The 25,842-nt window shown below is 44.9% G+C and carries 21 protein-coding genes and 1 other RNA gene; 14 read left to right on the top strand and 8 right to left on the bottom strand.

From position 1 onward, the window contains the following. The first annotated feature begins 611 nt into the window (after positions 1–611). From sppA to W234_RS0113310, 3 genes are all read left to right on the top strand, one after another. Positions 612–1,673 carry a signal peptide peptidase SppA gene (sppA, locus tag W234_RS0113320; protein ID WP_025647368.1) on the top strand — a complete coding sequence of 354 codons (1,062 nt, stop codon included), beginning with the start codon at positions 612–614 and terminating at the stop codon, positions 1,671–1,673. A 152-nt stretch (positions 1,674–1,825) separates the two neighbouring features. Continuing rightward, entirely contained in the window at positions 1,826–2,719 is an 894-nt protein-coding gene (locus W234_RS0113315; RefSeq protein ID WP_025647366.1) for an alpha/beta fold hydrolase, read from the top strand. A 67-nt stretch (positions 2,720–2,786) separates the two neighbouring features. Beyond that, positions 2,787–3,608 (top strand): CPBP family intramembrane glutamic endopeptidase, encoded by an 822-nt coding sequence (locus W234_RS0113310; protein WP_025647364.1) that lies wholly within the window; start codon positions 2,787–2,789, stop codon positions 3,606–3,608. A gap of 96 nt (positions 3,609–3,704) precedes the next feature. Here the strand turns inward: W234_RS0113310 and dusA are convergent, their stop codons facing one another. The 3 genes from dusA to W234_RS0113295 all read right to left on the bottom strand — a co-directional run bounded on the left by dusA (position 3,705) and on the right by W234_RS0113295 (position 8,054). After that, positions 3,705–4,676 carry a tRNA dihydrouridine(20/20a) synthase DusA gene (dusA, locus tag W234_RS0113305; RefSeq protein WP_025647362.1) on the bottom strand — a complete coding sequence of 324 codons (972 nt, stop codon included), beginning with the start codon at positions 4,674–4,676 and terminating at the stop codon, positions 3,705–3,707. 230 nt (positions 4,677–4,906) lie between these two features. Next, the gene (locus W234_RS0113300; RefSeq protein ID WP_025647360.1) at positions 4,907–6,208 is read right to left on the bottom strand and encodes an MFS transporter; all 1,302 of its coding nucleotides are present in this window, start codon (positions 6,206–6,208) and stop codon (positions 4,907–4,909) included. Between the two features lie 145 nt (positions 6,209–6,353). Beyond that, a complete protein-coding gene (locus W234_RS0113295; RefSeq protein ID WP_025647358.1) occupies positions 6,354–8,054 on the bottom strand; it encodes a phospholipase D-like domain-containing protein in 1,701 nt (566 codons plus the stop codon). A 557-nt stretch (positions 8,055–8,611) separates the two neighbouring features. On the opposite strand from W234_RS0113295, the gene W234_RS0113290 reads away from it, so the two are divergent. The 4 genes from W234_RS0113290 to W234_RS0113275 all read left to right on the top strand — a co-directional run bounded on the left by W234_RS0113290 (position 8,612) and on the right by W234_RS0113275 (position 12,418). Next, on the top strand, positions 8,612–9,805 hold the full coding sequence (locus W234_RS0113290; protein WP_227501919.1) for an O-succinylhomoserine sulfhydrylase: 1,194 nt from the start codon (positions 8,612–8,614) through the stop codon (positions 9,803–9,805). A gap of 74 nt (positions 9,806–9,879) precedes the next feature. Beyond that, a complete protein-coding gene (locus W234_RS0113285; protein WP_025647354.1) occupies positions 9,880–10,209 on the top strand; it encodes a YbaB/EbfC family nucleoid-associated protein in 330 nt (109 codons plus the stop codon). 152 nt (positions 10,210–10,361) lie between these two features. Beyond that, positions 10,362–10,955, top strand: coding sequence for a recombination mediator RecR (gene recR / locus W234_RS0113280; protein WP_025647352.1), 594 nt, complete (start codon positions 10,362–10,364; stop codon positions 10,953–10,955). Between the two features lie 149 nt (positions 10,956–11,104). After that, positions 11,105–12,418 (top strand): ribonuclease D, encoded by a 1,314-nt coding sequence (locus W234_RS0113275; RefSeq protein ID WP_025647350.1) that lies wholly within the window; start codon positions 11,105–11,107, stop codon positions 12,416–12,418. Here the strand turns inward: W234_RS0113275 and W234_RS0113270 are convergent. The 3 genes from W234_RS0113270 to W234_RS0113260 form a co-directional block, all read right to left on the bottom strand. Continuing rightward, the gene (locus W234_RS0113270) at positions 12,408–13,097 is read right to left on the bottom strand and encodes an alpha/beta fold hydrolase (RefSeq protein ID WP_025647348.1); all 690 of its coding nucleotides are present in this window, start codon (positions 13,095–13,097) and stop codon (positions 12,408–12,410) included. The two genes, W234_RS0113275 and W234_RS0113270, sit on opposite strands and share 11 nt — an antisense overlap. Positions 13,098–13,222: 125 nt before the next feature. Next, complete coding sequence (locus W234_RS0113265; RefSeq protein WP_025647346.1) at positions 13,223–14,059, bottom strand: UDP-2,3-diacylglucosamine diphosphatase; 837 nt, start codon at positions 14,057–14,059, stop codon at positions 13,223–13,225. Positions 14,060–14,553: 494 nt separating this feature from the next. Beyond that, positions 14,554–15,066: a peptidylprolyl isomerase gene (locus W234_RS0113260; RefSeq protein WP_025647344.1), complete on the bottom strand. Its 513-nt coding sequence runs from the start codon at positions 15,064–15,066 to the stop codon at positions 14,554–14,556. 336 nt (positions 15,067–15,402) lie between these two features. On the opposite strand from W234_RS0113260, the gene W234_RS0113255 reads away from it, so the two are divergent. The 4 genes from W234_RS0113255 (at position 15,403) to W234_RS0113240 (ending at position 20,179) form a co-directional block, all read left to right on the top strand. Further along, positions 15,403–17,154, top strand: a complete 1,752-nt coding sequence (locus tag W234_RS0113255; RefSeq protein ID WP_025647342.1) for a glutamine--tRNA ligase/YqeY domain fusion protein — start codon at positions 15,403–15,405, stop codon at positions 17,152–17,154. A 288-nt stretch (positions 17,155–17,442) separates the two neighbouring features. Next, complete coding sequence (locus W234_RS0113250) at positions 17,443–18,081, top strand: peroxiredoxin (RefSeq protein ID WP_025647340.1); 639 nt, start codon at positions 17,443–17,445, stop codon at positions 18,079–18,081. Positions 18,082–18,408: 327 nt separating this feature from the next. Continuing rightward, the gene (locus W234_RS0113245) at positions 18,409–19,062 is read left to right on the top strand and encodes a glutathione S-transferase family protein (protein ID WP_025647338.1); all 654 of its coding nucleotides are present in this window, start codon (positions 18,409–18,411) and stop codon (positions 19,060–19,062) included. Positions 19,063–19,237: 175 nt separating this feature from the next. Further along, on the top strand, positions 19,238–20,179 hold the full coding sequence (locus tag W234_RS0113240) for an META domain-containing protein (RefSeq protein ID WP_025647335.1): 942 nt from the start codon (positions 19,238–19,240) through the stop codon (positions 20,177–20,179). A gap of 134 nt (positions 20,180–20,313) precedes the next feature. On the opposite strand, the gene ruvC is transcribed toward W234_RS0113240, so the two are convergent. Next, positions 20,314–20,898, bottom strand: a complete 585-nt coding sequence (gene ruvC, locus W234_RS0113235; RefSeq protein WP_025647333.1) for a crossover junction endodeoxyribonuclease RuvC — start codon at positions 20,896–20,898, stop codon at positions 20,314–20,316. A gap of 188 nt (positions 20,899–21,086) precedes the next feature. Between ruvC and W234_RS0113230 the strand changes: the two genes are divergently transcribed. Beyond that, positions 21,087–21,716, top strand: a complete 630-nt coding sequence (locus W234_RS0113230) for an FxsA family protein (RefSeq protein WP_025647331.1) — start codon at positions 21,087–21,089, stop codon at positions 21,714–21,716. 208 nt (positions 21,717–21,924) lie between these two features. Here the strand turns inward: W234_RS0113230 and ssrS are convergent. Then, a non-coding RNA gene (gene ssrS, locus W234_RS14390) (6S RNA) lies at positions 21,925–22,120 on the bottom strand. A gap of 258 nt (positions 22,121–22,378) precedes the next feature. Between ssrS and gpmI the strand changes: the two genes are divergently transcribed. Both gpmI and W234_RS0113220 read left to right on the top strand, forming a co-directional pair. After that, the gene (gene gpmI, locus W234_RS0113225) at positions 22,379–24,019 is read left to right on the top strand and encodes a 2,3-bisphosphoglycerate-independent phosphoglycerate mutase (RefSeq protein ID WP_025647329.1); all 1,641 of its coding nucleotides are present in this window, start codon (positions 22,379–22,381) and stop codon (positions 24,017–24,019) included. A 280-nt stretch (positions 24,020–24,299) separates the two neighbouring features. Beyond that, positions 24,300–25,838, top strand: a complete 1,539-nt coding sequence (locus W234_RS0113220) for a S41 family peptidase (RefSeq protein WP_025647327.1) — start codon at positions 24,300–24,302, stop codon at positions 25,836–25,838. Positions 25,839–25,842: the final 4 nt, after the last annotated feature.

The raw sequence follows: 25,842 nt of genomic DNA, 5'->3' as shown, positions 1-25,842 counted from the left end.
TTCACAAATGCGCACTGCTGATAGCTAAAATAGTTCTAGTCGTCGTTAAAATTGCAGGTAATGCTGATTGCATTGGCTAGCTGATTTTATTTAAACAGTCGCAACGACTAGGGCGATTTTAGCATCAGCCTGCAGGGACAGGACTCTTTTTTGCCGCTTTATTGATAAAAATAGACGCTTAGAACGACTAAACTTACCATTTTTATCTGCAAATCGCCTAAAAAATAGTCTCTGTCAGTGCCATGGTCGAATGTTCAACACGCCCTAGTCAATAGGCAGTGAATAGCGAAACCATTAGGCAGACTATAACAGTATCGCTGCAAAATGCTGCAATAAGGTCACATTCTACTATTGAACCTCAGTGACAATGTCACCATACTTAGCAAACCCTTAATTAGTTATAATTCGACGCGCTTTTATAGACGATATAGTTAAATCACTTTAAAATTGATGCAGTGCATCTAGGATAATTTTGCGCAGCCTCTGGCTGCAACGACACAGCACGCAAGGAAAATTAATACCAGTTGCACGTTGATATTGAGCGTATCGACTTTATTTTGAACTGACTATAGTTGTATTTTGCTCTTGATCAATCTCACCTAGGAAGTTATATGCCCAACTGGCCACCAGACCCTAATAAACGTCCTGAAAATTCGGCAAATCAGCCGGCACCGCTGCAGCAAGTACCGGCCAATCAGCCCAGCGGACAAGAATGGCGTCTTATCGAAAAAACCTTATTAGCTAGTGTTGAAGAGCAGCGCCGCTCAAGGCGTTGGAGTATCTTCTTTAAGCTGCTTACCTTTGGTTATATTTTATTATTATTCTTCACTTTTAGCCGCGGTTGTAGCACCAAAGCGCCTACTGGGCTAGAAGGCATGGATACCAGCTCACCGCATTTGGCGGTAGTAGAGCTGCAAGGCGTTATTAGTAATGCCGATATTGCCAATGCTTATGATGTGAACGAAGCTTTGACCCGCGCATTTGAAAACCCCAACTCGAAGGCCGTGGCTTTAGATATTAACTCTCCTGGCGGCTCGCCGGTACAATCAGATGAGATCTGGCAGACGATGATAGATTTGCGCGCTGAGTATCCTGATAAGAAGCTCTATGCCGTCATCGGTGATATTGGTGCTTCTGGCGCTTATTATATTGCTTCTGCAGCTGATGAGATCTATGTGAATCCTTCAAGTCTAGTCGGCTCTATCGGCGTCATTATGCCAAGCTACAATATCGAAGGACTAATGGACAAAGTAGGGGTGGAAGATCGCACTATTACTGCTGGCGAATACAAAGATATCTTAAGCTTATCGCGGCCGCTGACAGATTATGAAGAGCAGCACGTCGAATCGGTGTTAGCCAATACTCATAAGCACTTTATCAATGCAGTAAAAGAAGGTCGCGGCGATCGCCTCAAAGACCCTGAAGCCAATAAACTATTTTCAGGGCTGTTTTGGACCGGCGAGCAGTCTATTGCTTTGGGGCTAGCAGACAAAAAGGGTAGTATCACAAGCTTAGAGAAGCAGCTTGAGCTTGATAACGTAGTCAATTACAGTCCTGTAGACCCGTTTCAGTTATTTATGGATCGCTTTGCAGTGAAATTAGGCGCAGGGCTCGGCTCAAGTATTAACCTTGATGTATTAGGGCAGCAAGAAGGCAATGCTGAGATGCGCTAAGGGTTTGTATATTAACTTAGTTTTGACTCTATCAGTATCCGGGCTGAGCTAGTAAATAGCTCAGCCTTTTGCTATAACTAAGTTTGGTTTTAGTCTTTGTAATCCACCATCCTATAAATATATTTTAATAATCAAAATAATAGAGAGCTTACATGAATGAGAATGACCACAAGGCGCAGAGATTTGCCTCCTTGCCCGTATCAAAGCTAACCCAAAAGCCAGTGCTGCATTTCGCGCATGCTAATGGCATGCCAAGCGCCGTTTATGCGCCTTTTTTTGACGGACTTGCTGAGTTTTTCACGATTGAATATATCCCTATGCTAGGAGAGACAAGCGGCTATCCGGTAGACAATAATTGGCGCAGTCTGACCCAACAGGTCATCGATAGTGTGGCAGAGTCGTGCAAGCGTCATGGCGTCACACAAGTCGTGGCAGTTGGCCACTCTTTGGGCGCGCTGTGTACGTTGCAAGCGCTGTACCGGGCGCCTAAACACTTTAATCAAGCCGTGCTGATGGATCCGCCACTGATATATGGGCGGAGTAGTTTTTTGATGCATGTGGCAAAGACGCTAGATAAAGTGCCGATGATGAACCACCGCTTGATGGACAAAATGTCACCTTCCGGTATCTCAAAACATCGCCGCGATGTTTGGGACAGCCGTGATGACGCTTATGAGCAAATGCGTCATAAAACCTTCTTTAAGAATTTTGATGAGCGTAGCTTTCAGGGGTATATCGAGCACGGCTTACACGAGCGCGCTGATGGCAAAGTAACGTTAGCGATCTCCAAAAAGAATGAGGTGGCAGTGTTTCGAACCAATCCATCCATGTATTGGCTGACTCCTAATGAAGGACCTAAGCCGCCTGCTCAGCTCATCATTGGTGAGGAGAGTATATTTTTGAAACGTAAATTCCCCCAACAAGTCAAAGCGCGTTTAGGGATAGACTTTCAGACGCATGCTGGCGGTCATATGTTCCCGCTTGAGCACCCAGAGTCCGTATCAGCATTGGTGCTTGATATCATTGAGCAGCAGCTGTCTCAATAGCAGTATATCTTAATACTTAAGCTGTTTTATAAAATGGCGTCGCTTATTATTTTTTGAGTTCTTATCTATGTCGAAATCTGCAAACTCACTAGACGCTATACCGCAAACAGCAAAAACGCCGCTATTTTCTTTATGGGAAGCGTTAGCACTGCTGGTGGCAATGGTGTTTGCTTTTTTTGGTAGTCAGCTATTAGGTATCTATATCGCCGGCAAGCTATTACTACCTTCTACTAAATCCCAAACAGCAGCTGACCTGTTTTATTTTGCTAGCGGCAATGGCACCATCGTTAGTAGCTCGATTGTCTTTAGCGGTGTATTTTTGAGCATTTTAATAGCGCTTATTATTCGCTTAAAAGGCGCGCAAGTTAGTGATTATCTAGCGCTCAAGTCGTTCTCACTAAAAGTCGCTATCGGCAGTTTTGGTCTACTATTACTGTTTATGATTGGTAGTCAAGCGCTGACATACTGGTTGGATAAATCCCCTTCGTTGTTCGTTGATCCTTTGTATGATTCGGTCAGCTCGGTATGGCTGTTAATCATTGCGATGGTGGTGATCGCGCCTATCTATGAAGAGCTCGTGTTTCGAGGTGTTATTTGGTCTGCGCTCAAGGAGCAGTTTGCCATAAAGTTCGATAAAACAGAGCTATCAAAAGCTGAAGGTCTAGCACAGTCAGAAGCGCACGGCGCACTGATGGCAAGTTTGATTACCAGCTTAGTGTTCGCGGTGATGCACTTGCAGTATGGGCTATATGAGATCAGCACTATCGTCGTGCTCGCCTTAATATTTTGTTATGCGCGCTACAAATCAGGTTCTCTTTTTTTGCCGATAGCGCTGCATATCTTTAATAACGGCTTGGCGATGTGGCAGTATCTAGCGCTAGCTGCTTAACTTGATGCGCTTTTATGACTGATTTAGGTTCTAGCTTAACGAATGCTAAGGTTAGTTTTTATCAGCTGATAAGGTCTTATGCGCACTTAGCGTTACTTAAATTCCAGGATTTAGCGCGAGCACTTCCGTGGCAGCTCGTTCAATATCCTCAATCGTCAAGCTAGGTTTACCACTCAAAGCCTGTCGCCATCTGCGCGCGCCACTTAAGCCTTGAAAAAGACCCAAATAATGCCGCGCCATCGTCGGTAGTGCTTCGCCAAGCTCGATCTGCTGACGCAAGTAAGGGTACATCTCAGCCAAGATATCAGAGCGTTTTGGTGCAGGCTCGCCCCATAAGCTATTCGCTTCTGCGAGCAAATAAGGGTTTTGATAAAAAGCGCGGCCGATCATCACCCCATCGATGTACTTTAAGTGCTCTGCGATATCATCGACGCTTTCGATACCGCCATTAATCTCAATATCAAGCTCAGTAAACTCTTGCTTAAGCCGGTAGACATCCTCATAGCGCAGTGGCGGTATCTCGCGGTTTTGTTTGGGGCTCAGACCTTGTAGCCAAGCGGTACGCGCATGAACGATAAAGCGAGTACAGCCTGCCGCTGCTACAGTTTCAACGAACTCTTTCATAAACTCATAACTATCAAAGTCGTCGATACCGATGCGATGCTTGACTGTCACTGGGATATCGACCGCTGCTTGCATATGCTTGACTAAATCTGCGACCGTAGCGGGCTCTGCCATCAGGCAAGCGCCTATCTTGTTATGCTGCACGCGATCAGAGGGGCAGCCCACATTGATATTGACTTCATCATAACCATGCTGCTGAGCAAATTCGGCGCATTGGGTCATATCCGCATTATCAGCGCCGCCAAGTTGCAGAACAATAGGATGTTCGCGCTCATCAAAACGCAAGTGCCGCGCGCGGTTCCCGTATATGAGCGCTCCTGTGCTGATCATCTCGGTATACAGATAAACGTGCGGATTAAACAGGCGCGCAAAATAACGATAATCGGTCGTTGTCCAGTCAATCATTGGTGCAACGGATAAGCGTTTATTGGTCATATCTATCATAACTATAGAACTCTTTTTTAAAGCATTTTTAAAGCATTGCAGCGATGTGTATGATTTTAACTAGGTATATAGTAGGTTGTCGGGAATATTATCCGGCGCAGCACTCATTTTGATACGGTTATTTTAATCAAACATTGAGGCCTGCGTAATAGTACTATATTTATTTCAAATCGAATCGATGGTAGCGTTGACATCATCTTTATCATTCACAGCCAAAGTATATAGCGCTATTAAATCACTCGGTTCAGTTGTTTCGATTCTGGTAGATGATAAAAATATAAACCAACCATAATACTCATCGCACCGATAAAAGCGATATACAGAGCAGGCGAGATGCTGATATAAAAGGTGGCATAACCGAGTGCAAAAGGCAGCAGGCCGCCCACGATCGCATACATCACATTATAAGACAAAGCGAGACCTGTCAGGCGTACATTAGTCGGAAATAACTGTACGAAAATAGCCGGTATCATGCCTACAATGCCAGCAAAAAACCCAAGTAGAGCGTACATAATCAAGATGTAATCGCCGCCAGTTTGCAGGTGATAATAAAAGGCAAATATCTGGCCGATTAATAAAATTGATCCGAAAACCAAAATTTTACCAAAGTTTTCGTGGTTGGACACAATGCCATAAAAGACACAGCCAAAAATCATAAAGACAATGCCCAAACTATGCGAAAAAACAAACAGATCATTATCTAAACTAAAGCTTAACTCGATCAGGCTTGGCAGTAGTAAAGCCACTACCGTCGTGATGCTAGCAATCATAAGGCTGAGTAAGAGGCCCAAAAAGATAGAATGCTTGCAGTACTTAAATAATAAAGTGAGCGGCTGCCTAACGCCTCGTAAAGGTTTTCGGGTTTGCATCTCAATAAAAAACGGTGATTCGTTAATGAAGCGCCATGCCAGTAGAGGTAAGAAGCTTAGCAGAGCAGCGACAGCAAAGGGTACACGCCAGCCATAATCCAACATCTGAACAGGCGTCATCGAGCCGTTTAGCCAGACAAAAAAAGCGTTAGAAAATAACACGCCCACAAAAAAGCTTGCTGTCACATAGCTACAGGCCACTGACAGATACTGGCGCGGGACTTGCTCAGCAATATAAATCCAAGCCAAAGGCACATAAACGCCAAACGCCATTCCCTGTATTAGGCGCAAAATAATAAATAAGCTCGGGGCTATTACGCCCCACTGAGCATAAGTCGGTAGTATTGCTATACCTACCATACAAAGCGCGGTTGCAAGCATACTTATAAGCAATAAGGGCTTACGTCCCTTCATATCGCCATAGCGACCAAACAAAATGCCGCCAAGCGGACGAGCCAAATAACCGACAGCAAATAATCCAAGCCCTTGTAGGCGAGTCATGCCAGAATCGATATTGGCTGGGAAAAAAGCAGAAGAGATATAATCTGCCATATACAAGTAGATCAAAAAGTCAAAAAAAGTGATAGCACTCGTCAAGCAGACAAAAATCACCATGTTTTTATCTTTACCAGACATGAGCGCATATTGAGGGCGAGAAGGCATGGTCGATTATTTTCCCATATACAAGCAAAGCATTACAACGGCCATCACAATGGCCGTTGACGATAAATAAAAAGTTAAAATTGAGCGAAAATAAAACAGAGGGTAGATAAAAGGGTGTTGTACATTATTTTAGATTAAAGCTTATTTATAGCAGCCAATCGATAGGTAACCACGACATAATAGTTAGCCAAATATGATCGGATAAGTCCACTCGCGGCTCAGCTTCATAGACCTTTTTCTCACCATTTTCCATAGTGTGCCACTGCAAGTGATTATCATCGGTTAATTTGACTTCATAAGCTTGGCTTAATAAGTCGTCACTGAGCGCTTCATGCAGCTGCCGCGCCAGCTCATCGTCATTGATGATAACGCCCATCTCTGTGTTAATATTCGCTGAGCGTGGATCGACGTTATAGGAACCAATGAAGACTTGATGATCATCAATAGCAAAGGTCTTAGCATGCAAGCTAGTTGAGGACTGACTGCGCGCTTTCCACAGCTTGTTTTCGCGATCCTCTTCACTAGCAGTAGATTTTAGCTCATATATCTTGATACCGGATTTGAGTAGCTTAGGTCGCCACTGGCTATAGCCAGAATGTACAGCGGTTACATCGGTGGCATCAAAAGAGTTGGTCAGTATCTTAATATCAATGCCAGAGTCGGCCAGCTCTACTAACGTATCGACACCATCTTTGGTGGGAACAAAGTAAGAAGAGATGATGGTCAGCTCTTTATCAGGGCGCCCAAGCAAGGTACGTAGCTGCTGCACTAGATTGGTATCGGCGGGGACAGACGTGGTCAGCTTACCGACATCGTCACTCAAAAACTGCATATCCGTCCAGCGAAAAGGAATGCGCTTATTTAATAAATCAGTATCGATAGAAGAGTCCGCAATTGCTGACTTATATACCGATAAGCTGCTTTGGTTATCACTTTTCTCATTGGTACCGAGCTGATCGAGTCCCTCGATAAAGTCCGTCGGCCCATCTTCATCTAAAGTTACTAACGTCTCGATATCGTAAGAGATAGGCGCGGACCAGTAACTGCCAAAGCTATTATCAATATCTGCGACTACTTTACCAATAAGCAGCACATCTAAATCAGCAAATTGACTGTTTTGATCATTACTTAAATATTCGTTACCAATATTGCGGCCACCGATGATAGTGATTTGCTTATCAAAAGTCATGCTTTTATTATGCATGCGCCGGTTGATACGAGGCAGACCAGTGACGAAGTTGAGCGCTTGAAACTTACGGTGCATCAAAGGGTTAACAATTCTGACCGCTGTATTAGGGTGGCTTGAAAAACGTAATAACTGCTGATCAAGCGCGGCGCTGCTATTAAAGTCGTCTATCAATAAGCGCACGATAACGCCGCGCTCAGCCGCTTCCCATAAGTCTTTTAGCAGCAGTTGACCGGCCTGATCATCATGCCAGATATAATATTGCGCGTCGATGTTGCGCGTCGCCATATCGGTCAATATGCTACGAGAGGCAAACGCATTGGCGCCTGTGACAATTGGATGATACCCTGATAAATCAGGATGGATTTTATTTTGCTCACTAATGGTCGCGACTAAGTCAGTATCATTATTGGCATTGGCGGTATCATCAGTTTCGGTATTGACGTTGCTATCTTCCATACCTGAGTCCAAACGTGAATCTGGAGTGATTGGCTCATCTTGAGCCTTTGTCTTATTAGTATACATAGCATTAACCCGCTCAGAGAGCTCTTTGCTCTGTGCTAAGTGCGGCTGCTGCGGTAAGCTTTGACAGCCAACCAAACTCAATGACAACCCAAGAGTAAGGCTCATCGTCAATTTACTAGAATAAACATCCAACATCGACATCATAAGATGGCCTCAATACACTCAAAAGATTGGCTGAGCGGTCTACACCGCGGCTTTAACTAATAGTAATACGTAGTAACAGTAACAGTAACAGTAACAACAGCAACATCAGTATTAATATCAACATCAACACTGTATTAGTATGACGCTACAGATAATCATATTTTGCTTAGCAAATATATTGTTGGAACAATCCGCACAAATATTTTTGCCAAGCTTAGCAGGTACAAAGGTATCTGCCTATAAAAAATACGTTAAATTTTTTAATCCGTAGCAGCGGCTGGTGAATAACCAAAAGTTAGAGCCTAGTGACGAAAAAAAGCGTAGTAGGTGTCTGAAAAGCGCAGTCATGATATGATATTGTGCAGTTTAAAACGTTTACCAATAGTAGTATCGATTCTCCTTGCAGCCTCAACCCTCACTACGGAATACTTATGAGCCAATCGCCAGCACAACAAAATAGCAACGACAGTGGTTTAGATAGTAACAACGACAGTGGTTTAGATAGTAACTGGCGCTCAGATGCCTTAGATTTAAGCCTCGATTATGGTATGCAAACCGTCGCCGTACGTGCCGGACAGCATCGCACCGATGAAGGTGAGCATTCTGAGGCTATCTTTACCACCAGCTCCTATGTCTATGAGTCGGCGAGTGATGCCGCCGCACATTTTAATGGTACTAAGACGGGTAATGTCTATTCGCGCCATACCAATCCAAGCGTGCGTACCTTTGAGCGCCGCCTAGCTGCGCTTGAGAATGGCGAGCGCGCAGTCGCCACCGCCTCTGGCATGGGCGCTATTTTGACTATGTGTTTGGCTTACCTAAAAGCAGGCGATCACTTGCTGGCAGCCAATCAGCTGTTTGGCTCGTCTATTGGACTGTTCAATAATTATATGGCTAAATTCGGCGTCGAGGTCAGTTACGTTGACTGCTTTGACAACGATGCTTGGGCCGCGGCCGTGCAGCCAAATACAAAGCTCATCTACTGCGAAAGCCCGAGCAACCCGCTAGCGCAAATTTGCGATATTGGCTTTTTAAGCGAGCTGTGTAAAGCGAACGACATATTGCTCGTCGTCGATAACTGTTTTGCCTCTCCTGCTATTCAGCGCCCGCTAGACTTAGGCGCGGATGTGGTGATTCACTCAGCGACTAAATATCTAGATGGACAGGGCCGCGTATTAGGCGGCGCTTTAGTCGGCAGCGACAAGCTGATGCAGGAGGCGTTCACAGTAGTGCGCTCAGGTGGTATCAGTATGAGTCCTTTTAACGCTTGGGTATTTACCAAAGGTCTTGAGACGCTCAAACTGCGTATGCAAGCTCACTGTCATAATGCCAATCAGGTCGCTGAGTTTTTGCTGAATCATCCAAACGTTAGCACTGTGCATTTCTCTGGGCTAAAAGACCACCCAGCGCACAAGCTTGCAACACGCCAGCATCATATGGCAGACGCTTATGGCGCGATTATGGGTTTTGAAGTCAAAGCGACCGATTCTGCTAATGGTACGCAAGATGGCAAAGCCGCTGCTTGGCAAGTGATAGATGCGACACAAATGATATCTATCACCAACAATCTAGGTGATGCTAAGACGACAATCACCCACCCTGCGACGACGACGCACTTTCGCTTAACTGCTGAGGCTCGCGCTGAGGCAGGTGTTAATGATAGCCTAATTCGACTGTCTGTAGGGCTGGAGGATGCTGAAGATATTATCAAAGATTTGGCTCGCGGCTTAGACAGTTTATAAAGATAACGCTATAATTAGCTTAACGTTTTATTTTTATCTAAATTCACCCGGATTACAAAGACAAAGAGAGTATTATGAATATTCAAGCCTTGATGCAACAAGCACAATCCATGCAAAAGAAAGTCGAAGCCAATGTTGAGACCGCCAAAAAAGAGCTGGCCAATAAAGAAGTGCAGGCAGAAGCGGGCAGTGGCCTTGTCAAAGTGACGATGACCGGTCGCCATGTGGTTAAGCGTTTATCTATCGACCCTAGTCTTTTAGAAGATGAGCCTGATATGATCGAAGATCTAATCGCCGCCGCTATCAATGATGCTGTTCGTCAGGCTGATGATCTGTACGAAGAGACAATGGCTGGCGCGACCTCAGGTATGGGTCTACCACCAGGTATGCAAGGTATGTTCTAAGCGATAACTCATTGCTAAATAACATAAAAAGCGTATAAATACTGACTGTAGTAGTCAATAGATGGGGTTGTTATCGTAACGATACGACCCCATTTTTATAACTAGAGATTAAGTTATAGCGTCCGTTTTTATAATTGCAAAAGGATAATAATTTGCTTACTGCCAAATTCGATCAGCTAGTCAAGCAGCTGCGTGTATTGCCTGGTGTCGGTCAAAAAAGTGCTCAGCGTATGGCACTGCATCTGCTGAGCAAAAAGCGCCCGCAAGGCATGGCGCTAGCACAAGCTCTAGATGAAGCGATGCGTGAGATTGTGGAGTGTCAGCGCTGTCATAGCTTCAGTGATGAGAGTATCTGCCCGCTGTGCCAAGACCCAAGACGTGATAATACCCAGCTGTGTGTGGTCGAGACTGCCGCCGATGTGATGGCTATAGAGCAAACGGCGGGCTATCGCGGATTGTACTTTGTATTGGGTGGTCACTTGTCGCCTATCGATGGCATTAGCGCCGATGATCTCAATATCGATCAGCTGGTCTGGCGGGTCAAAGACGAGCCGGTAGATGAGCTGATACTGGCGACTGGCACGACGGTAGAGGGGCAGACGACGGCGCACTTTATTAGTGAAGCGGCCAGTCGCCATGTTAAAAAGGTCACTCGCTTAGCACAAGGGGTGCCGATGGGCGGTGAGCTTGAGTATCTCGATAGTATGACTTTAGGCCAAGCGCTACAAAACCGCTCTTTTTTATAAAGGCAGCGTTTTTTTATTCGTTGACGACTCAGTAGACTAGGCGTTATGCCTAGTTTTTTATTTTTGAAATAAATGACACTCGCCCAATTAATACGCCGATATTGTTATAATCGGCTCATTAACTTTTCAATTTAAGCAGGTATCTGCCCGTGTCTAACTCCTCTTTGACAACGCTAACCACTTCGCAAGATGATATAGCTACTGATAATAACACTATAGAGCCGCTTGATAATCCAGCCATTTCTGCATCAAACGCCTTGCCTACAAAGCCTGATATTGATGCTTTACTTGATAGCGCTGATGAGCTACCGGTAACTTGGATCAAAGAGCAGTCCCAATTGACACCCGTCATTGAGGCTTTGAAAAGCTGTGGTCGGGTGGCACTGGATACGGAGTTTATCAAGCGCGATACTTATTATCCGCGCTTGGCTTTGGTGCAGATAAACGTAGGCGAGCATATCTATTTATTAGATGCCCCGCAGTTACAGTTACAGGACGTCTGGCAAGCGCTAAGCGCAGTTGATGTCGCCATTTGGCACGCTTGTGGCGAGGATTTAGGCATTTTTTACTTACTATCTGATTGCCCGCCGTTGACCAACATCTTTGATACGCAAATTGCGCTATCGTATTTAACCGGTCAGTTGCAGATGGGCTACCAGCAAGCGCTCGATGATCAGCTAGATATGCATATTGATAAGGAGCAAAGTCAGTCCGACTGGCTGCGTCGGCCGCTATCTGATGAGCAAGAACAGTACGCGATAGATGATGTGCGTTTTTTGCCAGCGCTATATTTGAGCTTAGAGTACGAGCTAAAAAAGCAAGGCCTGTACGAGTATGTCTGGGCGGATTGTCAGCTCTATGCTCAAGAGCTGTATGACTCGCAGCAGGTTGCTGATGAGGATATGTACTTAACCATGGCGGACTATCGCTACGATACGCAGCAAATGGCAATACTGCAAGCGGTGGCCAGTTGGCGTGAACAGCTAGCGCGTGCGACCAATCAGCCGCGCACCTTTGTGATAAAAAAACAAGCGGTACGCGAGATTATCACTGAAAAGCCCAAATCTATGCGCGAGCTTGCGCACAAGACCACTATGCACCGTAGTATGCTCAGACTCTATGGTGAAGAGCTGCTCAAGGAGATTAAGCAGGCTCAGCAGTTAGCGCCTGCCGAGCGTCCGCCGAGACTGCCTGCGCCTTATCGCTCCAAGAACAAAGCGTTGTCAAAAGCCGTTCAACATGCAACCCAGATACAAGCAGAGAAAATCGGTATACCAGCGAATGTATTAATGCGCAAAAAGTGGCTGCATCAGCTATATGAAGTCATTGCTTATGAGAAAGACTTAGCTGATCTGCCAGAGGGCTTACAAGGTTGGCGTCATGAGTGGGTGATGCAGACTTTGATACCTGTGATTGAGGAGCATAAAGCTGAGCTTAAACAAGGTATGGGCGTTAAAGGTTAATCGCTATATGCTTAAACCGCCCATGATCCAAAAACCAAATCACTTGCCGCGCGACTTCTGTACTCATTAGCATGCCAGTATGAGTGACGGGCAAGATGATATGGTCAGTAGCGCCGGCGAGCTGAGTCTCAGTGACATATACGGTGCCGTCATGAGCTAAGCTTTTGTCTTCTATGTCGCTATCAGCCTTACGCCGTTTACGATTGTGGTAGCTCAAAATCGGCTGACCTAATCCCTGTGCTTTATTACCAGCGATTACACCAAGCTCAATATCGTCAGGCAAAGACGCAACTGTGCCGTCTAAAGCTTGCTTGTATGATTTACCGACAATAAAAGGCGCTAATCGCCAACTATAATCACCACTGACGCTGCCCAAATGGGGCGTACCTAAAGTCACACAGCGTCCAATCTGCCACTGCGGATAATGAGCGACAAAATCGCGGATTATCAGCCCGCCTAAGCTATGACCAACCAGATCAATTGGCTGATCAGGGCGATGATGACTCTCAAGCCAAGTGTTTAAGCGGGCACTGTTGGTTTTGATATCGTCGCGCATGCTGCGATAGCCAAATTGATGAGTATCAAACCCTCGTGCCTGCAAGCGTTTGGCCAGTGGCCGCATAATAAAGGCCGCTTGATGCAGACCGTGAATAAGAATGACGAGATTAGGTTGAGGCATAGTATTTACTAGGGCTATGTTTACTGTGACGATATTTGTGATGAGTATCCATTATTATAGATGTCAGTTATTAGAGTTAGGTTTTGCTGCACAAAGCGCTCTTTATACGCTTATACCAGCTGGGTTTATACTGAGTAGACAAACTTAACTAAGCTAAATTCAGCCTCTGCTGAGTGCGTCTCTGACACAACCGCTCCAATCACTGCGCTCACCTTTGGCAGGCGCGTTTCGGTATCGATATGCCGCCAATCACCGAGCACGTAACGCGTTTTACCATTGATCGTTGTATGAACGTTGGGTCTATGGGTATGACCATGTAGCAGCGCATCGTTATCAGCGACCGCTTGCGCGACCGTCTGCTCATTGACATCCATGATATAGGCGTCTTTGGTGCGGTTATTGAGCTTACTCTTCGCGCGCATATTATCAGCGATGGCTAGGCGCCTCGATAGGGATTTATTGAGTAGATACCATTTGCTCAGCCGGTGACGTATCACCTTTCGAAACCATTGATACTTTTTATCATCGCTGCACAGCGCGTCGCCATGCTCTAAGCGATAGCTTTGTTTACCAACGTCTAGGCTATAGGGCTCATCAATCAGCTCACCGCCAAATAAATTGAGAAAACCGCGATCTAATAAAAAATCACGATTTCCGTGCATGACTAATATCTCACAGCCCTTTATACGTAGCTGCTTAAGTTTATTAATTAATGGCGTGAGCCAGTGCGCTTGCCTGTCGTCATCTGCCAATGATAGATAAACATCATCGCCAAGCCAAACCTCAAACCAGTCGCCTAAAATAAACAAGCGTTTGAGATTCGGCAGAGCGAGGCAGTCATCAAGCAGCGCCAAAAAAGCCTGCACAAGGGCAGGCTCGTCTAGCGATAAATGCAGATCACTAATTAATACTTGCCGTACATCATGCGGGCGAGTGGTTATTAGATGATTAAAGGTTTGCATTTATAATTATCCTAATGAGTGTTTCTAATTATCTTTATGCTAAATATAGGGCGTGTTGAACCTTCGACCATGGCACTGACAGCGACTATTTTTTAGGCGTTTCGATGTTAAAAATAATAAGTTTAGTCATTCTAAGCGCTTATTTTTAACGATGAAGCGGCAAAAAAGAGTCCTGTCTCTGTTGTTGTCGTGAGGGCTGATGCTAAAATTGCCCCATACTGCATTACAAATCTCGCTAAGGCATCTGCATTATCGTCGCTTTGTGCCTTGTCTGGAACAATTTTAGCGATCAGCAGTGCCTATTTGCGAATGTTCAACACGCCCTAGTTTATTTTAAATAAAACAGATACATTATATTTTAGCGCGGAACTGGTATAAATTTTCCTAGCGTGCTGTGCCTACGCTGTTTCGATGTTGCGCAAAATTAATTCCAGTTCCGCTGGATCGTTTTTATACTGATATTACTACAGCTATCTTTCTCAGCTAGCGTTTGCTTATTGAGAAACGACTTTAGCAGAGTTGATAGTGATAGGCTCGTTTGGCACATCAGCATGCATACCAAAACGGCCTGTTGCAACGCTGCGCATTTTTTCAATCACATCCATACCGTCGGTGACTTTACCAAATACCGTGTAACCCCAACCTTGCATGTTTTTGCCCGAGTGGTTCAAGAAGTCGTTGTCTTTGACATTGATAAAGAATTGGCTAGTGGCTGAATGCGGGTCTTGAGTGCGCGCCATAGCGATAGTGCCTTTATCGTTCTTAAGGCCATTATCCGCTTCGTTTTCGATTGGTGCGTTGGTTTTTTTCTCATTCATTTGGGCGTCCATGCCGCCGCCTTGAATCATAAAGCCATCAATAACGCGGTGAAAGATAGTGCCTTCATAATGACCTGAGTTGACGTAGTTTAAGAAGTTTTCTACGGTTTTTGGTGCTTTCTCTTCATTGAGTTCAATAGTGATATCACCCATTGACGTCTCTAACTGTACTACTGGCATATCGCTCATGGTTGTCTCCTGATTGTTGGTGTTGGAAAGTGAATTGGGCTGAGTGTCTGAAACCATTGTGTTGTTAGTATTGGTGCTGGCACAACCTAATATAAACAAAGGGGCAAATAAGCTGGCAAACCCGAATGTTTTGATAGCATGCATAGATATTCCTTTTCGCTCATAAGAGGCAGTGTTAATTTAGAGGTCAGTCTAACGGCTTTTTTGCCTGATGTCATGTATCTAGCTGTTAATGAGTTTGCAAAAGCTGATAGAATAACGCAACTCTACCTTTATTCTTAATTTTATAATTATTTTAATTCAAGCCGCTAATAAGTGGCTTAGGAGCAATGATTAATGAGCGCCAAACCTAGTAATAACGCGAGCAATGATATAAAAAAAGATGAGCCGAAAAACGACTTTATTCGTAATATTATTCGTGAAGATATAAAAGAGCAAAAATACGAGCAAATCGTGACCCGTTTCCCGCCTGAGCCTAACGGCTATTTGCATTTAGGACACGTCAAGTCTATTTGTCTTAACTTTGGGGTGGCTGAAGAGTTCGATGGCCTTTGTCATTTGCGTTATGACGATACCAATCCGACCGCTGAAAAGCAGGACTATATCGACAATATAGAAAAGGACGTCCAGTGGTTAGGCTTTGAGTGGGCAGGCGAGGCGCTACATGCATCGAGCTATTTTGATCAGCTGCATGCGTGGGCGGTACAATTGATCGAGCAAGGCGATGCATATGTCGATTTGCAAACCCCTGAGCAAATCCGCGATAACCGTGGCTCTTTTACCGAGCCTGGCAAGCCCTCGCCGCAGCGCGATGCTAGCGTGCAAGATAATTTGCAGCGCTTCGCCGATATGAAAGATGGCAAATTTGCCGATGGCGAAGCCGTGCTGCGTGCCAAGATCGATATGTCTGATGCCAATATGAATATGCGCGATCCTATTATCTATCGGGTCATGCATCAAGAGCATCATCAAACGGGCGATAAATGGTGCATCTATCCGATGTATGATTTTGCCCATCCTTTGTCGGACGCTATAGAAGGTATTACTCACTCACTCTGTACACTAGAATTTGAGGATCATCGTCCCTTTTATAACTGGATTGTCGAGAAGATTGGCTTTGACATACCGCCGCATCAGTATGAGTTTAGCCGCTTAAATGTCGATCATACTTTGACCAGTAAGCGTAAGCTTAAGCAGCTCGTCGATGAAGGCATCGTTGAAGGTTGGGATGATCCGCGTATGCCAACAATAGCGGGTATGCGTCGCCGTGGCTATACGCCAGAGGGGCTACGTGATTTCTGTGCTCGCGTTGGTATCGCCAAAGCCGATGGCGTCACTGACATGCGCCTGCTCGAGTTCAGTATTCGCCAATCTTTGGAGACGACCACCGCACGCGGTATGGCAGTACTCAAACCGTTAAAAGTCACGATTACCAACTTCACCGAGGCGGTGAGCCAGTGGCAAGATTTAAAAGCTGATAGCGTCGCCGCGCGCTTTGATGAAGACAGTCAAACCTTATGGCTGACTCAGCCCAAGCATCCTAATGTCGAGATGGGCGCGCGCGAGATTCCTTTTACCCAAACCCTTTATATCGATCAAGGCGATTATGAGATCGTGCCGCCGGCGGGTTATAAGCGCCTATCCCCAGAAAAACCTGAAATTCGTTTGCGTAATACGTATGTGCTTGCGGTCACTGAGCACATTACCGATGATAATGGCGACGTGGTTGAGCTCAAAGCAACTATTGACCCGGCGACACTAGGCAATAATCCTAAAGGCCGAAAAGTCAAAGGCGTCATTCATTGGGTCTCAGCCGATCAAGGTGTGCCAGCAACGGTACGACTCTATGAGCCTTTATTTAGCGCAGAAGATCCCAGTAGCGTAAGTGATGTGCATGAGGCGCTGAACCCGAATTCTTTGACGGTGTTAAATGCGGTCGTGGAGCCATCGCTTGCGCACGCGGATGCTGGCACGCGCTTCCAGTTTGAGCGCGAAGGTTACTTCATCTCAGATAGCGAAGAGCACAGCGCTGATAAGCCAGTATTCAATCAAATCGTCAGCTTACGTGATAGTTATAAGCCAGCTTAGGTATTGATCTTAACTATCAACATGAACTATCAATATTAGTTTGCAAATGAGCCCATTTCTAGTAATCTAGGAGTGGGCTTTTTGCTTATCACTAAACAGAATAAGCGCATTACAATATCTCACAAGACATTCATAACTGTTTTGGTAAGCTAGAGAAGCTTGTTTACTAGATATAGCTATATAGTTGTACAACGTTATATAGCTATGATAACAATACAGCGTGGCAGCCCTGTAGGCGCTGACGCTGAAACATTAATAATTTCAAACACTAATAACAAGGATACTATTATGGCAGTTTTACGTTTAGGTGACGACGCTCCAAATTTTGATGCAGTCACAACCGAAGGCAATATTAATTTTTATGATTGGGCAGGTGATAGCTGGGTGGTGCTTTTCTCGCATCCTTCAGATTACACGCCAGTTTGTACGACAGAGCTGGGCCGTACCGCAGCGCTAGGCGGCGAGTTTCAAAAACGTAATGTCAAGCCAATCGCCTTGTCAGTAGACGGTTTAGATGATCATAAGGGCTGGGCGAAGGATATTGAAGAAACTCAAGGCACTGCCGTGAATTTCCCTATCATTGCCGATTCCGATCGTAAAGTGGCTGATCTTTATGACATGATTCACCCCAACGCTGATGATACTGCCACAGTCCGTAGCGTATTTATTATCGATCCAAATAAAAAGGTGCGCTTAACGCTGACTTATCCAGCCAGCTGTGGCCGTAACTTTGATGAGATCGTGCGCGTCATTGATGCTATGCAATTATCGGATGAGTACAATGTAGCCACGCCTGTTGATTGGAAAGAAGGCGATGACGTTATCATTCCACCGAGTGTTAAAAACGAAGATATCGCTGCTAACTATCCAAAAGGCCATACTGAAGTGAAGCCTTATTTGCGTACCACTCCAGCGCCAAACAAATAAGCGGCTTTGAATTAAGTTACTTTAAGACGTTACTGTAATACGTGGCTTTAATATGTGGTTTTAATAAAAAGTAACTTAATAGCCAGTATTCAATAAAAGCTCTATGACATAAAGTTGTAGAGCTTTTTTACTATTCGTAGCAAAAGTTTTAATCAGGTTTGCTATGATAAGCAAAGTAGGCTGATCATTAGGCAGCGCTACATAATTATAAAGCTAAAATAAATATTATTTAGTACGGTTAATTAACAGTGCGAATTAGTAATGCTAATTAACCATACTAAAGCTCTTACAGTCAACCAAAACTCATTCACTTACAGGGAAGTTACTATGAAAAAGCTATATATTACGCGCACGGCACCCAATCCACGTAAAGCGATTATTCTATTGGCCTCAAAAGGCATCGATGTTGACGATATGAATGATCTGAGTGTGGTGGATATTGACTTTGCTCGCAATGAGCAGTTCTCAGAGTCTTTTACTGATATCAATCCAATGCAAACTGTGCCAGTGCTGACTTTAGGCGATGGCACTGTGCTCAATGACTCGCAGGCAGTCTGCGAATATCTTGACCGCGTTTATGGCGAGCGCTCGGTGATGGGTAATGATGTGGTACAGCGCGCGCAAGTCTGTGCTATGCGCCGTATTGCTGAGTTTGAAGTACTGTACAATTATATGCTAGCGTTTCAGCATAGCCACCCTTCTAAAGCTCAGCGGGTCGAGCAAGTACCAGAGTTTGTAGCGCCGTCAATTGCTCGCGCTGTTAAAGCTTTACCTTACTTTGACAATGCCCTTGAAGGCCGCGACTATTTAGTCACCGATCATCTCACTTTTGCTGATATCGTACTGTATTTAGGTCTTGATTTCGGTAAGGCTCTGAAAGTCAATCCTTTAGAGCAAGGCGACAATCTTGCACGCTTTTATAACAGCATGCATGAGCGTTTTAGCATTAAGGTTATGGCAAAGCCTAAGTCTGACTCTTAAATAAGATATATAAGCCCTAAGATATATAAACAATAAACGGCTCAGTCTATACTGGTATAGTCGTTTATTGCGATAAGTATGATGAATAATTATAAATAGTATCCACGTAACGTAAACCCTAAAAAGTAACGTAAACCTGTAAAAATTTAGACTTGTTTTAAAAGAGAGATTGCCTATGCTAACGACGACGAACCCACCAGCTGTGAGAACCACGTTAAAAACGGCTTTTTTGCCCAGTTTGCTAGCAGCAGCAATGACTTTGAGTGCTTGTAGTAACAACACTCCAGCAGCAGATAATGAGGATGCTAATGCGGCGGCTAATGAAGAGCGTGAAGTGGCAGCAGAGGTTGATGCTAATGATAGCGTTAGCACTGCTGAGTCAATAAGTGCTGAGGATCAGCTATTGACCAAGCTTAGTGATTACCGCTGGGTATTAGCGACAGCGACGGATAATAACGATCAGCCGATTACCTCGCTTACGCCTATCAAAGAACAAGTGACTTTGCTGGTTAATTTGCAAAACAATGATATCTTGAACTATAGCGTTGGCTGCAACACGATGGGCGCATCTTTTGCGCTCACAGGTGATACATTGACGATTAGTGAAAGTATGAGCACCAAAATGTCTTGTGGCGAGCTTGATAAAGCGGAAACCAAGCTTAATCAGCTTATGCAAGGGGAGAGTCAGATCAGCATATCAGCTACGGCCAGTAACGCTGAAACCCCAATGTTAACGCAAGTTACTAGCGATGATAGTACTTTAGTTTGGAGAGGTAGACTGACATTACAAGCCAAGTACAATAGTAATGGCGAGACTATATTTTGGGAAGTGGCAGCGGAATCAGCGCCGTGTCAGGATAATGAGACGCAGATGTGCTTGCAAGTACGGCCAATCACTTATGATGATCAAGGCTTAAAGACCAGCGAAGGGCAATATATGGACTTTGCAGGCAGCATTGATGGTTATCAGCATGATGGTCAGCATAATGAGATATTGCGTCTGCAGCGCTTCAAGACAGATACTGATACCGTATTAGTCGATAATGCCGATTCACAATACGCTTATGTACTAGATAGAGTGATCGAAAGTACGTTAGTGGACAATAGCTCTGAATAAGTAGTGGTCTATCTAAACTAGAACCTAACAAACCTGTACCGCCATATCGTAAAAACGCGCTGATATTAGCGCGTTTTTTTATTACAAAATTTTTTATAGCTTTTGATCTATTTATTAGAACATAACTGATACTGTCAATTTAGGTTGCCTAAATCCTCTTCGCTTAAACGCCAGCGACCCTTTTTCTTAGAGGAGCTGCGGCCTCGTAGTGCGCTATTGAGAATGAGCTTATTCATTGAGTGGCTAGAGTGCGCGTGACAAATGGCGCAGGCGAGACCATCAGCGGCGTCTTGCTGCGGCACCACCTCTAAGGTCAAAATACGGCATACCATATCTTGCACTTGCTCTTTGGCAGCTGCGCCATAGCCGCAGACTGCTTGTTTGATTTGCCGAGCGGTATATTCGGATACTTCTAGATCTAGCGCCACCATAGCGGCGATAGCGGCGCCGCGTGCTTGCCCTAATTTAAGCGCTGAATCTGGGTTGTCGGCCATAAATACTTGCTCGATAGCGGTATAAATAGGCTCATCAGCGTATTTGAGGTGATGCTGAGTGATGCGAGTTAAACCATTGAAGATACGTTTTAAGCGTTCAGGCATCTCTTTGGTATCGGTGCGAATGGTGCCGGCATCTATATAACTCAGCTTGTCGCCTGTTTGCCGTATGATGCCATACCCTGTCATACGTGAGCCCGGATCGATTCCGATGATAATTGCCATAACTCTCCACTATCTTGATTGTTTTGCTAGTGATTACTGTCTTCGCATCTAGGTCAATATAAAGTCATTTATCAGATGACTATTTACTTAAAAATGCGCTACAAGTTTGATAGTATAGCAAGCCATCCCCATATACATCATATGTTAGCCATTTTAATTTTTTAAGTTTATTTTAAGGACGACACGTCATGGGTCAGATAGTTGGGATTGCCATTGTTTGGTTTATTATTGAGATGCTGGTTTGGTATTTGATTGCCCAGTTCACCAGTGGCTGGCTTGTATTTATGTGGTTTATTATTGCCGCAGTGATCGGTATCTCGCTTATACGTAAAGGCATGGTAGCTCTGAACCCGATGGCGCAGCAGATGAAAGCTGGCGGTATGATGAACCCAGCTATGCGCCCGCAAGAATCTACTATGCTAAAAAGTGTCGCGATGGCGGTTGCTGGCATCTTACTATTAATACCTGGGGTCATTAGCGACGTATTAGCGCTATTGGTGGTCCTGCCGCCAGTGCAAAAGCTACTCAAAGATAAAGCCAATAATTATGTTATGAATAATCAGCAGAAGATGATGGAGATGATGGCTAAGCAAATGGGCGGCGCTGGTGGTATGGGCGGCATGGGTGGTCAAAACCCGTTTGGCGGTATGGGCGGGCAGAACCCGTTTGGCGGCATGAACAATCAACAAAATCCATTCGGTCAACAGCAACAAAACCCGTTCAGCGATGTGTTTAAGCAGCATACGACAGTAGATGGCACGGCCAAAAATGTACCTAAAGATGTCAAAAAAATCACTAAATCGGCTAATGACGAATAGCCAGTAATGCTCAATCTCTTATAGTGCTAGGTTTTTGTATCGCTTTGGGTGGTCTTTAAGATTGTAGGGTCTTTAAAAATTTTAATTTCCTATTTTGAACGTCCATAAAAAAAGCCCCTATCTGCATAAGATAGGGGCTTTTTGGTGGTTGGTGCTCTCTTTATTGAATATTACTGTATTCGCTATAAATAAGAACACCTAACCGAATGTAACAACCAAAGTGTCGCCGTAAGATGGTAACCCATGAACCGTGAAGTTCAGGGCGGATGTGTCATTGCCTCGGCAGGTTTCCTGATACACTGCAAGCAGTGCAGGCATACACAATGAAGCAATAGGTAGCACATCCTGGTAAAGCATTATCGGCTCAGGGAATAAACATCTACTAGCCAACACTTCAGAATAGTTTTATCTTAACCAATGAAATTAGGTATTGCAAGTCTGATTTACAGATTGATACCCTTTGTTATTTGCACGAATAGTTGCCATATATCAGTAGAGAGGAAGATAAAAAGCCGATTTTTCAGCAATTTCAAGATGTGTGCTAATATAGACCACTTTATATTGTCTGAATCAATAAAGCCCAGTTGCGTACATGTATTCGATTGACAATATCTCACTATTTAAGCAGTACAGGTTTTCATTCATTTGAGGAGCGGTAATCTATGGCTAGTAAGCAACAACCATCAGAGTCTATCAACGACAAGACCCAGTACAGCGATCAGCAAAATAAAAAAACGCCACACGTATTAATGATATTAGATGGCTTTGGGCATCGTGAAGAAAATGACGATAATGCTATTGCTGCCGCCAATATGCCAAACTTAGATCAGATTTATCAGCAGTATCCGCACGGATTAATTTCAGGCTCAGGAGAAGACGTTGGACTGCCGCCGGGTCAGTTTGGTAACTCTGAAGTCGGTCATATGAATCTGGGCGCTGGACGTATTCTTTACCAGGACTCAACGCTCATCTCAAGCGAGCTTGAGAGTCGTGAGTTTTACAAGAATGAAGCGCTAGTAGGTGCGGTAAAAGCGGCTAATGAGCTTGGCGGTAATGTGCATATTATGGGCCTGCTCTCTGATGGCGGTGTGCATGCGCATCAAGATCATATTGAGGGTATGTGTCACTCCGCGCTCGTTCACGGTGCCAAAAACGTTTTTGTACATTGCTTCTTAGATGGTCGTGACACGCCGCCTAAATCTGCGGATAAATATATCAATCGTTTGCGAGAGTATTTAAATAAACTAAACTTGCACTACGAAGGCAACGTACAGATAGCCAGTATCATCGGTCGTTACTATGCTATGGATCGTGATAACCGCTGGGATCGCGTACAAAAAGCTTACGAGCTGATTACCGAAGGGAAAGCGGAGCGCATGTCAACGCGGGCGGATGGCGCCATTCAAGCAGCCTATAAAGCGCGCGAGACTGACGAGTTTGTCAGTCCAACTACCGTTATCGAGCATGGCGAAACCCCATGCACTGTCGAGAATGACGATGCGGTAATTTTTATGAATTTCCGTGCTGATCGTGCGCGTGAATTGGCACAAGCTTTTGTACTGCCTGATCATGAATTCTCAGGTTTTGCGCGTCATAAGCAGCCAAAGCTCGCCGCTTTTGTTATGTTGACTAAGTACTCAGACGTGCTCGCGGACAACCCCAAAACGAGCATCGCTTATCATCCGACATCACTCAGCAACACTTTAGGCGAGTACTTACAAAACCAAGGTAAGACGCAGCTACGCATCGCCGAGACAGAGAAGTATGCGCATGTGACCTTTTTCTTCAGTGGCGGCCGTGAAGAGGAGTTTACTGGAGAAGATCGCATTTTAGTGCCTTCACCAGATGTGGCAACTTACGACCTACAGCCAGAGATGAGTGCGCCGGAGGTGACCGATGAGCTCGTTGAAGCTATTGAGTCTGGTCAGTATGATGTGCTGATCGTCAACTATGCTAATGGCGATATGGTAGGGCATACCGGTATCTTTGATGCAGCAGTCAAGGCGGTAGAGGCATTAGATGTCTGTATCGGCCGCGTTAAGACAGCGGTGCGCGCCGCTGGTGGAGATATGCTTATTACTGCTGATCATGGTAACTGCGAGCAGATGCAAGACTATGAGAGCGGGCAGGTGCATACTCAGCATACCACTGAGCATGTGCCACTGATTTATATTGGTGACAGGGATGTCAAAGTACGTAGCGGTGGCCGATTAAGTGATGTCGCGCCAACGATACTTTCGTTGATGGAGCTAGAAGTCCCAAGCGAGATGACTGGTGAAAACTTACTGATCGCTAACGCTTAAGTCGATAAGCTTAAATCGATAAGTAGTTCTAAAGCGTACTTATAATCGGCGATTTAAACGGTCTTATCAGCATTTGCCAAAGATAGAAAAAGGGAAGAGTAGAGATTATTCTTCCCTTTTTTATGCTTTGCTGTGCAAGCTTTGTCCTCTATAGTTTTTGCTTTTATGACTTTTAAAGTTTATTGGTTATCAAGCCGACTTTAAGTGGTTTTTATCATAGCCTTAAGCTATCTTATGGTGTTATATAATAAAATTATTTATTTTTCAGGTGAGTTTTCCTATGCCTTTATCTGCTCTCAAAAATCTTCTTTTGGTAATACCGGTGAGTCAGCAGCAAGTGCTCCGAGCTATGCTGAGCCCTTGTCTATTAGCGGTGTTCGGCTTGAATGGGCCTGCGCACGCTGCGCTCAATGATGATCAGATAAAAGTGATAGACAAAGCTGGTGAGCAACAAAAGCAGGACACCGATACTACTGCTAATCTGCAGCTGATCAGCTTACAAGATAACAGGCCAATGATTGACAGCAGCACTGATAATCGGAGTGATGGTTTTTTAGAAGACGATACCAGCGCTTCTGATCAAAGCCAAGATTGGCCAGAGGATGACAGTGATGACAATGATGATATCGATGCCTTTGGCGATAGTACAAGCAGCCCATTAGCAGACGATATTGAAGATGACTATGAAGAGGTACCGCGTGAAGTGGCGAACGTATCGCTCAAAGCCATCTCTCCTGAGACCCTTAAAACCTTTGTCGCTGTCGTTGATTTGGTGCGCCGCGAGTATATAGATCCGGTCAATGATGAAGTGTTATTCAATAATGCTATGAGCGGTATGCTGACCAAGCTTGATAGTCATGCAGAGTTTTTGGATGCTGAGGCGTATGAAAACTTACGCGCTTTTACCCAAGGCGATGTGGGTGATGTCGGTATCGAAGCGCACTATCAAGCGGATGCTGATCATTGGGTCGTGACTGAAGTGATAAAAGATTCACCTGCAGACCAAAAAGGCGTGACTGTCGGAGATTATTTACACCAAGTGGGCGAGTTTAAGCTTGATGATGAACGTGCGCCTAATGATATCAAGCAATTATTAACCGGTATTGCCGGCTCACAAATCGATGTCATCGTATCAAAAGCCGGACGACGTAAACGCGCAGTGACGCTCCAGCGTAATCATACGCGTACACAGAAGATAGATACGCGTTTGCTAGATGGCGTGGCTATTGTAAAACTACCATCGTTTCAAGAAACAACGCGCGAAAAAATAGTGCAAAGTCTGATTGATTTAGACGCGCCTATCACTGGAGTGCTGTTAGACGTACGAGATAATCCAGGCGGGGTGCTGACCTCGGCAATCGATGTCGCCAGCCTTTTTATGAAAGATACGGATGTGGTACAAGTTAAAGGCCGTCAAGGCGATCCACGTATCTTAGCGACTAAAGGCAGCGCGTTACTTGCGCCGTTGCCGGTAGTCATTTTACAAAACCGGTATTCTGCCTCAGCAGCAGAGGTGTTAGCCAGTAGCTTAAAGGCGCAGAACCGCGCCACTATCGCCGGGGAGACAAGCTACGGTAAAGGCTCGGTACAGTCGGTAATCGCATTAAATGATGAGCAAGCCGTCAAGCTAACGGTAGCCCACTATCTAACTACAGAGGGTGCAAAAATCGATAAAGTTGGGGTGCAGCCTGATGTGACTTTGAATGGTAGTGAAGGCTCATGGGAGCAGCAAGCACTTGACGTACTACGCCCAAAAATACAAAACTCAGGAATTCATATGGTTAGAAAAGGCCATGTTGCCCAGCCAGCGGTGAAGTAGCTAG

Origin of the sequence: Psychrobacter sp. TB15, from assembly GCF_000511655.1 — a bacterium.
Classification (GTDB): domain Bacteria; phylum Pseudomonadota; class Gammaproteobacteria; order Pseudomonadales; family Moraxellaceae; genus Psychrobacter; species Psychrobacter submarinus.
The sequence above is the reverse complement of the archived record's forward strand: the minus strand, read 5'-3'. Positions and strand labels throughout refer to the sequence as shown.